The sequence below is a fragment of the Planococcus salinarum genome (assembly GCF_007004625.1).
GTDB classification, from domain to species: domain Bacteria; phylum Bacillota; class Bacilli; order Bacillales_A; family Planococcaceae; genus Planococcus; species Planococcus salinarum.
In genome coordinates, this window is the sequence record NZ_VIFV01000027.1 from 36,916 (window position 1) to 46,252 (window position 9,337).

The following is a 9,337-nucleotide window of genomic DNA, read 5'->3' on the forward strand; positions in this document are numbered from 1 at the left end:
TTTTGTCAATGGTCTACCCATACATAAGCACGTCTGCAGACTTGCTGAAGAGCACGGTGCGCATTGACGAACTTTTCCCTTTTCTGAAAGAACAAGGGACGGCCTCCGTTGCCATTGTCAATTCCACATTATACGGCGCACTTCCTTTTTGGGAAGCCTGCAACCAGGCCGGCATCCACGGGGTGCTCGGCTTTTCGACGTCCATTGAATTTGAGGAGCAGCATTATCCGGTCGTGCTGTATGCAAAGACTAATGAGGGCTACAGCAACTTGCTGAAAATTTCGAGTGCCCTGGCGACACGCAAGCGCGAGTCGATTCCGGAACAATGGCTGAAAGCATATCAAGAGGGCCTCGTTTGTGTGATTCCCGATAAACTTGAATGGACATTGACGGACAGAAGTGAAGTTTTTAACTATATTTCCGGAATTTTCGGAGACCGCTGTTTTGGCAGTGTCCAGCGGCCAGGTGGTGAAATAGCGGAAAGTGAAGAAGGGTTTATTGCTGCCTGCGGACGTGTTTCCCTTACAATTATCGCCACGCAGGAAGTTCGGTACCTTAAAAAAGAAGGTGCTTTTGCTTATGAAGTGGCCTCAGCCATCGGCCAGGGATTGAAGCTGTCGGATGGCCAGCGGCTGTTGCCGGCACACACCAATGCCTATGCACCAACTGCAGATGAGATGGAATTGTGGTTTTCGGACAAGCCCGAATGGCTGGACGCTGCCGCGGCAATGCTCCAAAGCTGCAAAGTGGCGATCCGTACAAACCGTCAACTTTTGCCTGTATTTCCATTGGCAGAAGAGATAAACAAAGCGGATTACATAAAGGAATATTGTTTACAGGGACTGGAGGAGAGGCTCGGCACCACCTCCCTTTGGAGTGAATATCTGGCCCGATTGGAATATGAGCTGGATGTCATAAAGAAAATGGGTTATATCGATTATTTTCTGATTGTTGCAGATTTCATGAAATTTGCCCGCCAAGAAGGGATTTTGACAGGGCCGGGACGTGGTTCATCCGCCAGTTCCCTCGTCGCGTTTTCCCTTCAGATAACGGATGTTGATCCATTGGAGCACGGATTGCTGTTTGAACGGTTCCTGAACCCGGAACGGGTGACGCTGCCGGATATTGATATTGATTTTGCTGATCACAGAAGGCATGAGGTGGTTGAATATGTCGCCAGGAAATATGGCCAGACAAGAACTGCCCAAATAATAACATTCGGTACATTATCTGCAAAAGCGGTAGCCCGGGATACAGCCAGGGTTTTCGGCTTTGAAAGTGAAGACCTGGAAGCTATATCCAAATTGATTCCCAATCGGCCGGGTACCACGTTGCGTTCAGCGTTGAAAGAGAACAAGGCTCTGAATGATTGGATCATTGCCCGGGAAGAGCGCAAAACCTGGTTTAAGACCGCGATCCAGCTTGAAGGACTCCCGCGGCACGCCTCGACCCATGCGGCAGGAGTGATACTGAGCCCGTCTTCGCTGGTGGAATATGTACCAATTGAAGAGGGCAATGAAGGCATCTACCTGACGCAATGGCCGATGGGTGATCTTGAAACGATTGGCCTGTTAAAGATGGACTTTCTTGGTTTACGGAATTTGACGATACTTGAGCAAATACGAAAACTGCTGGCGCGGGACACCGGCCGCACGATTGATTACCGGAAACTTTCACTGGACGATGAAAAAACGTATACATTATTGGCGGAAGGCGACACGTCGGGCGTTTTCCAGCTGGAATCGGACGGCATGCGAAAAGCCCTGAGGCAAATTCAGCCAACGGCTTTCGGGGATATTGTCGCTGTCAATGCACTTTACCGGCCGGGTCCGATGGAATTTATTCCGTTATACGCCAGAAGAAAGCATAAACAGGAATCCGTCGCTTACGTCCACCCGATATTGGAGCCGATTCTGAGCGAAACTTACGGCGTCATTGTCTATCAGGAACAAATCATGAAAATTGCTGCCCAAATGGCCGGGTTCTCTTTAGGTGAGGCCGATATATTAAGGCGGGCTGTCAGCAAAAAGAAACGGGAAATCCTGGATCAGGAAAGAGTCAATTTTGTGAACGGTGCATTAAAGAAGGGCTTCAAGGAAAGTGAAGCGACCGAAGTCTATGATTTGATTGTCCGCTTTGCCGATTATGGTTTTCCGAAAAGCCATGCTGTCGCTTATAGCATGATCTCTTACCAGCTGGCATTTATGAAAGCGAATTATCCCGTCCATTTCTATACGGCAATGCTCGGAAATTCCGCCGGCAACGCTGAAAAAACCAAGCAGCTTCTTCAGGAAGTGAAAGAAAAGAACATCCCGTTATTGCCGCCCTCCGTCCAAAAGAGCTTTTCTTCCTATTCTATAGAAGAAGGTAAAATCAGAATCGGGCTGAACAGCATCAAAGGGGTACCAGGAACAGCAGTCAGAGCGCTGCTCGCTTCACGAAAAGAAGGGCCTTTTACAAGCCTCTTTAATATCGCGGAGCGGATTTCGGCAATTCATTTCACCCGAAAAGCATTCGAACCTATGATCAAAGCAGGTGCACTGGATGATTTTGAGCTGGACCGTGCAGTGATGCTGGCTTCTCTTGACAGCGCTGTGAAACATGCTGAGCTGGTCAAACCGGATGAAGAACCTGGCCTGTTCGATGAAATGGGTGCGAGTTTCATGAAACCGAAGTATACGAAGGCTTCTCCGATTCCCGAGAATCTGAAATTGGATCTGGAGATGGAAGTACTCGGTTTCTATCTGTCCACACACCCGCTCCAACGTGAAAAGGAAAAGAGAAACCAAAAATTCGATGATCTGAAATCGTTGAAGCATAAGCGGGACAAAGACCGCGTGCACGTGCTCGGCATGGTTGAGGAAGTCAAAAGAATCCGCACAAAAAAAGGGGATGCCATGGCTTTTGTCAATCTTCAGGACGACACGGGGCCGGCTTCGGTAACCCTGTTCCCGGAGGAATATGCAAAATTCAATGCGTTGCTCCAGGAAGATGCAATTCTGGAAGTGCAGGGCACCATCGAAAACCGCATGAACCGGACATCGGTTATATGTAAAAATATCAGCAAATGACTGCTTTTCTGAAAAGAAAAGCAGTTTTTTCTTTACGTCGGACAGTTTTTTTTGTATTGTAGGGATATAAGTGGTCAGACCACTTTCAAAAAAATGGAACTGGGGTCAATTATGAATCAACCAAAACGATATTTGGACATTGTCCTGGATATACGGAAAATGATTAGTCAGGAAAATATCAGGCCGGGTGATAAGATTCCATCAGAAAGGGAATTGGCCGAAACTTTAAAAGTCGGCCGTTCGACGATTCGTGAAGCACTGAGAAGCCTTGAATTATTGGGTCTGATCGAAACGCGCAGAGGAGAAGGCACATTTCTTGCCGATCATCGCAATCATCAGCTGGTTGAGGTATTATCAACATTCATACTTCAGGATAACCAGTCACAAAAAGATGTATGGGAGACAAGGCTGATTCATGAAATTGCAGCAATTCAGGCGATCTGCAAAAATGATGCTGTCTGCCGTCTCCCGGTTTGGGAAAGCTTTTCACAGAAACTGGATGAGGGGGAAGGGTTCCTCCGTGAAGATCTAATCCGGGAGATGCTGGTCCTTTCCGGTAACCGGCTGTCTCTGAAAATCTGGCTGCTGTTGACCCAATACAGCGGCAATCCTTATAAGGACCGGGTATCAGAAGAGGAAACGTCAATGATGAAAGATATATTGGATGCCATCAGGCAACAAAACGCTGAAAAAGCCACTTCCGGACTGAGCTTCTGGATTGACTGGCTGCAAAAGGAGAGTAAAGAAAATGACAATGATACGTGATATTTTCAAACGAAATAGAGAACGGAACGATCCGACCATACCTTCCAAAGCAGCTAAAGATGTCCCGGAAGGGCTGATGTACAAATGTCCTGAATGTAAGCATATCGAATTGACAAAGGAAATGACGAAACTTCAGAAAGTCTGCTCAAAATGTGACCATCATTGCAAGATGACAGCATGGGAACGGGTAGAGAGCCTAATGGATGAGGGAACATTTGAATCCATCGATGACCATTTAAAAAGCGGAAATCCGTTGAGCTTTCCGGGTTACAGTGAAAAAATCGAAGCTGACAGCAAGAAAACGGGTTTGAACGAGGCAGTTCTGACAGGCACCGGGAAAATTGATGGGCAGCCGGTGGTAGCCGCGATTATGGATTCCCATTTTCGCATGGGCTCCATGGGGTCGGTCGTGGGTGAAAAAATAACACGTGCCGTCGAATTGGCAACAGATAAAGGCTATCCATTTGTCATTTTCACTGCAAGTGGCGGAGCGCGTATGCAGGAAGGCGTCTTATCGCTGATGCAGATGGCTAAGACCAGCGTCGCATTAAAACGCCACAGCAATGAAGGCTTATTGTTCATCTCCATTATGACTCATCCGACGACAGGTGGCGTATCTGCCAGTTTTGCTTCCGTCGGGGATATCAATCTTGCAGAACCGAAAGCTTTAATTGGTTTCGCGGGGCGCCGTGTAATTGAACAGACAGTCCGGGAAAAATTGCCGGAAGATTTTCAGACTGCAGAATTTTTATTGGCACACGGCCAGCTTGATGCTGTCGTTCACCGCCATAATATGCGCAAGACATTGTCCTCGTTAATCAGGCTGCATACGAAGGGAGCTGTGGAACATGGCTAAAAAAGATCAAAAGTCGCTGCCATTTGAAGAACCATTGATCCAGCTCCGAAAAAAGATTGCGGAGCTGAAGGAATATACCGAAAGTGCGGAAGTGGATTTAAGTTCAGAGATCAACAGTCTGGAAACCAGGCTGGAAAAGCTGGAAAGCGAAATATACGAAGATATGAAACCATGGGACCGCGTCCAGGTGGCACGCCATCCGAACCGGCCGACAACACTGGACTATATTCCGTTGATATTCGAGGACTTCATCGAACTTCACGGTGACCGCCTGTATGGGGACGACGAAGCAATTGTCGGTGGCATCGCTTCCTTTAAAGGCCAGCCGGTAACCGTAATCGGACATCAGCGGGGCAAAGATACAAAAGAGAATGTCCGCCGGAATTTCGGAATGCCTCATCCGGAGGGCTATCGTAAAGCATTGCGTCTTATGAAACAAGCCGAAAAGTTCAAAAGGCCGATCATCTGCCTGATTGATACAAAAGGCGCGTATCCAGGTAAAGCGGCGGAAGAGCGAGGGCAAAGTGAGGCAATTGCCCGCAATCTGGTGGAAATGGCGGGTCTGGAAGTTCCTGTAATATCGATAGTCATCGGTGAAGGCGGAAGCGGCGGAGCTCTTGCACTTGGTGTCGGAAATCATATTCTGATGCTTGAGAATGCGACTTTTTCAGTGATTTCACCTGAAGGGGCAGCATCAATATTATGGAAAGATTCGGCACTGGCGCAAACTGCCGCCGAAGCAATGAAAATAACAGCGCCTGACTTATTTGAAATGGGAATTATCGAACGGATGATTTCCGAGGTCCGGGGTGGGGCACATCACGATCCCGTGAAACAGGCTGAACTGCTGACAGCTGCCATCGAAAAATCATTGGACGAATTGAATCCTCTGGATGCAGTTGCATTAATCGATCAGCGCTATAAAAAATTCAAGGCAATCGGTGTTTTTTCAGAATAACGACCGCTTCGGCGGTTTTTTTTTGTGTTTTTGGGAAGATTTCCGGAACTGGTTATAAAATGAAAAAAACAGGGTAACCGAACTGACAGTAAGCCACAAATCGTGGTAAGGTGAAGTAAGTATCAGGAAGACCAGGGAGGCATGGAATATGAAGCGAATCGGAGTTTTGACAAGTGGCGGAGACTCGCCTGGAATGAACGCAGCGGTGAGGGCTGTGGTGCGGAAGGCAATCTTTCATGAAGTGGAAGTCTTTGGAATTTATTACGGCTACCAGGGCTTACTGGCCGGAAATATTGAAAAGCTTGAAGCAGGTGATGTTGGAGATATTATCCAGCGGGGTGGCACGAAATTGTTTTCGGCAAGGTGCGAGGAATTCAAAACGGAAGAGGGTCAACACCAGGCCATTGAACAGTTGAAGAAGCATGGCATCGAAGGACTCGTGGTCATCGGCGGAGACGGTTCATACCGTGGCGCGATGGCATTGACGGAAAAAGGCTTTCCCTGCATCGGTGTTCCCGGCACGATCGATAACGATATTCCGGGTACGGATTACACAATCGGATTTGATACGGCCCTTAATACAATTATTGAAGCAATCGATAAAATCCGTGATACGGCGACAAGCCATGAACGGACTTTCATCATTGAAGTAATGGGCCGTGATGCTGGTGACCTTGCGCTTTGGGCAGGTCTTGCAGGAGGCGCGGAGACGATTTTGATACCGGAAGTCGATTTTGACATGGATGATATGATTGACCGTCTGCAAAAAGGGAAGAAACGCGGCAAAAAGCACAGTATCATTATCGTGGCCGAAGGGGTCATGGGGGGCAATCAGCTTGCTGAAATGATTCATGGAAAAGTTGAGCTCGAAACCAGGGTCTCTGTATTGGGGCATATCCAGCGGGGCGGTTCACCGACCGGGCGCGATCGTGTCCTGGGCAGCCTGTTTGGCGCTAGAGCGGTGGAAGTTCTGCTCGAAGGAACCGGAGGTCAGGCAATTGGCATGAAGAATCATCAAGTGGTAGACTATGATATGACTAAAGCGTTCCTTGGTGAACATGACACCGATATGAGCTTGTATACGTTATCAAAAGAACTATCAATTTAAATGCAAAATGGAGTGAGCCAATTGAGAAAAACAAAAATCGTTTGTACCATCGGACCAGCGAGTGAATCGCCGGAAATATTGGAAGATCTTATCAAAGCCGGCATGAATGTTGCCCGACTTAATTTTTCGCACGGCAATCACGAGGAGCATGCGGAGCGTATTAAAAGAATCCGTCAGGCTTCAGAAAAAACAGGCAAAATTGTCGGGATTCTCCTGGATACGAAAGGTCCTGAAATACGGACGCACAAAATGGAAAACGACGGAATTGATTTGGTGACGGATCAGAAAATCGCCATTTCCATGAAAGAAGTGCTCGGTACACCTGAAATGTTCTCAATCACTTACGAATCCCTCATCGAAGATGTCCATGAAGGTTCCATTATTCTGTTGGATGACGGCTTGATTGAATTGCGTGTCGAGAGCATTGATATGGAAAACGGGTTGATCCATACCATTGTAGAAAATGCGGGTACCCTGAAAACCAAAAAAGGTGTAAATGTACCAGGGGTTTCGGTACAGTTGCCTGGAATGACCGAGAAAGATGCGCAGGATATTTTATTCGGCATTGGTCAGGGAGTGGATTTTGTAGCCGCTTCTTTCGTCAGAAGATCGTCGGATGTAATGGAAATCCGGGAACTTCTGGAAAAAAATGGCGGTTCTCATATCCATATTATCCCGAAAATCGAAAATCAGGAAGGCGTAGATAATATTGACGATATTCTCCTGGTTTCTGACGGCCTGATGGTTGCCCGAGGAGATTTGGGCGTGGAAATTCCGGCAGAAGAAGTGCCACTCGTCCAAAAATCACTGATCAAGAAATGCAACAGTGCAGGGAAGCCGGTCATCACTGCCACGCAAATGCTTGATTCCATGCAGCGCAATCCGCGGCCGACAAGAGCTGAAGCAAGTGATGTAGCCAATGCAATTTTTGATGGCACGGATGCGATTATGCTGTCCGGAGAAACAGCAGCGGGGATATACCCGGTTGAATCGGTTGAAACCATGGACCGTATTGCCAAGGCGACAGAATCTGCGCTCAATTACAAACAGCTTGTTTCAACCAGAAGAAAAGAAAAAGAATCGAATATGACTGAAGCAATTGGTCAGGCAGTGGTCTATACAGCTTTGAACTTGAAAGTGAAAGCGATCATTGCACCTACGGAAAGTGGCACTACCGCCAAAATGATCGCAAAATATCGTCCGGAATCACCGATTGTCGCTGTGTCATCTTCAGTATTAACAGCGAAAAAACTGACATTGGTCTGGGGCGTCCAGCCGATAGTCGGAGCAGCGGTGTCATCAACTGATGAACTGTTCGTAAGTGCGGTTGAGGAAAGCCTGAAGCACGATTATGTTGATCATGGTGATCTTGTCGTGATTACTGCCGGAGTACCCGTAGGGAAAGCGGGAACAACGAATCTGATGAAGGTCCATGTTATTGGAGATATTGCTGCCAAAGGCCAGGGGATCGGCAAGTCGGTCGGCTATGGCGAATCCCTTATCGTAAGAACCGCAGAAGAAGCGAACGCAGTGGATACTGAAGGCAAAATTCTTGTCACAATCGGAACCGACCGTGAAATGATGCCGGCAATAGAAAAATGCGCGGGCATCATAACAGAAGAAGGCGGATTGACCAGCCATGCTGCTGTAGTCGGTCTCAGCCTTGGAATTCCTGTTATCGTAGGCGTTGAAAATGCGACAAGTATTCTCAAGGACAAAGAAGATATCACCATTGATGCAGACAGTGGAGTCATTTACCACGGGCACGCGAGTGTTCTATAAGATTCAAACAGGAGGTGCCAGTTCATCATGAAGTGGCTGATTGCATTATTGATCGTTGTTCCGGCGCTGGAATTGGCGCTGCTGATTTGGGCAGCAAATAATATCGGGTTTTTCGTCACTGTAGCCATGATTATCACCACCGGTTTGGTCGGAGCCTTTCTTGCCAAAAAGCAGGGACTAAAAGCGATCGGCGACATTCAGAAAGCAATGTCGAATTATCAGCCACCGGGTGAAAACCTGCTGAGTGCCGGATTCGTTCTGGTTGGCGGCGTATTGCTGCTGACCCCCGGCTTTATTTCTGACGCTGTCGGATTCAGCCTGTTATTTGCACCAACCCAAAAGCTGTATAAGCCGTTGGTTTACCGATTTATCCAAAAAAGAATGAAAAATACTCGGGTTATAGTTGGATAACCCGAGTATTTTGTTTTTTAGAAATGAGTATTTTAAATCGATATTGCGTAAAACAGCTTCGCTTGCCTGGGGGCTCGCGCTGAGCTAACTCGGGCTCGTTTCACTTCGCCCGAGTGGATCTCAGCACTTCGCTTGGTCCCCTGGGCGTCTTCGCTGTTTTGCTCCATATCTCAGGATTTCTTCAATAAAAAGGATTGTCTTTTTTAGTTCTTTTTAAGAAAGAGAAACTCGAACAAGAATGACACGTCAGGCCGTTCCACGCGGAAACATACTAACATTAGTAGCACAGACCACGGCCATGGTCTGTGCTACTATTTTTTTGTAGAAGTGAAGTGAAGTCGTGCGGATGCGTGGATCTCAGAATCCGGACCAGGAAACCGACTCGC

The 9,337-nt window shown here is 47.5% G+C and carries 7 protein-coding genes; all 7 read left to right on the forward strand.

What is annotated here, in order from left to right:
- Positions 1–8: 8 nt before the first annotated feature.
- Positions 9–3,071 carry a DNA polymerase III subunit alpha gene (gene dnaE / locus DIJ65_RS13210; protein ID WP_230321423.1) on the forward strand — a complete coding sequence of 1,021 codons (3,063 nt, stop codon included), beginning with the start codon at positions 9–11 and terminating at the stop codon, positions 3,069–3,071.
- A gap of 111 nt (positions 3,072–3,182) precedes the next feature.
- Positions 3,183–3,836 carry a FadR/GntR family transcriptional regulator gene (locus DIJ65_RS13215; RefSeq protein WP_117302991.1) on the forward strand — a complete coding sequence of 218 codons (654 nt, stop codon included), beginning with the start codon at positions 3,183–3,185 and terminating at the stop codon, positions 3,834–3,836.
- Positions 3,820–4,692: an acetyl-CoA carboxylase, carboxyltransferase subunit beta gene (accD, locus tag DIJ65_RS13220; RefSeq protein ID WP_117302993.1), complete on the forward strand. Its 873-nt coding sequence runs from the start codon at positions 3,820–3,822 to the stop codon at positions 4,690–4,692. Before DIJ65_RS13215 ends, accD begins: the two co-directional genes overlap by 17 nt.
- Positions 4,685–5,650, forward strand: a complete 966-nt coding sequence (locus tag DIJ65_RS13225) for an acetyl-CoA carboxylase carboxyltransferase subunit alpha (RefSeq protein WP_117302995.1) — start codon at positions 4,685–4,687, stop codon at positions 5,648–5,650. Before accD ends, DIJ65_RS13225 begins: the two co-directional genes overlap by 8 nt.
- A gap of 148 nt (positions 5,651–5,798) precedes the next feature.
- Positions 5,799–6,758 (forward strand): 6-phosphofructokinase, encoded by a 960-nt coding sequence (gene pfkA / locus DIJ65_RS13230; protein WP_117302996.1) that lies wholly within the window; start codon positions 5,799–5,801, stop codon positions 6,756–6,758.
- 21 nt (positions 6,759–6,779) lie between these two features.
- Positions 6,780–8,540, forward strand: coding sequence for a pyruvate kinase (pyk, locus tag DIJ65_RS13235; RefSeq protein ID WP_117302998.1), 1,761 nt, complete (start codon positions 6,780–6,782; stop codon positions 8,538–8,540).
- Between the two features lie 27 nt (positions 8,541–8,567).
- On the forward strand, positions 8,568–8,951 hold the full coding sequence (locus tag DIJ65_RS13240) for an FxsA family protein (protein ID WP_313903023.1): 384 nt from the start codon (positions 8,568–8,570) through the stop codon (positions 8,949–8,951).
- Positions 8,952–9,337 lie beyond the last annotated feature (386 nt).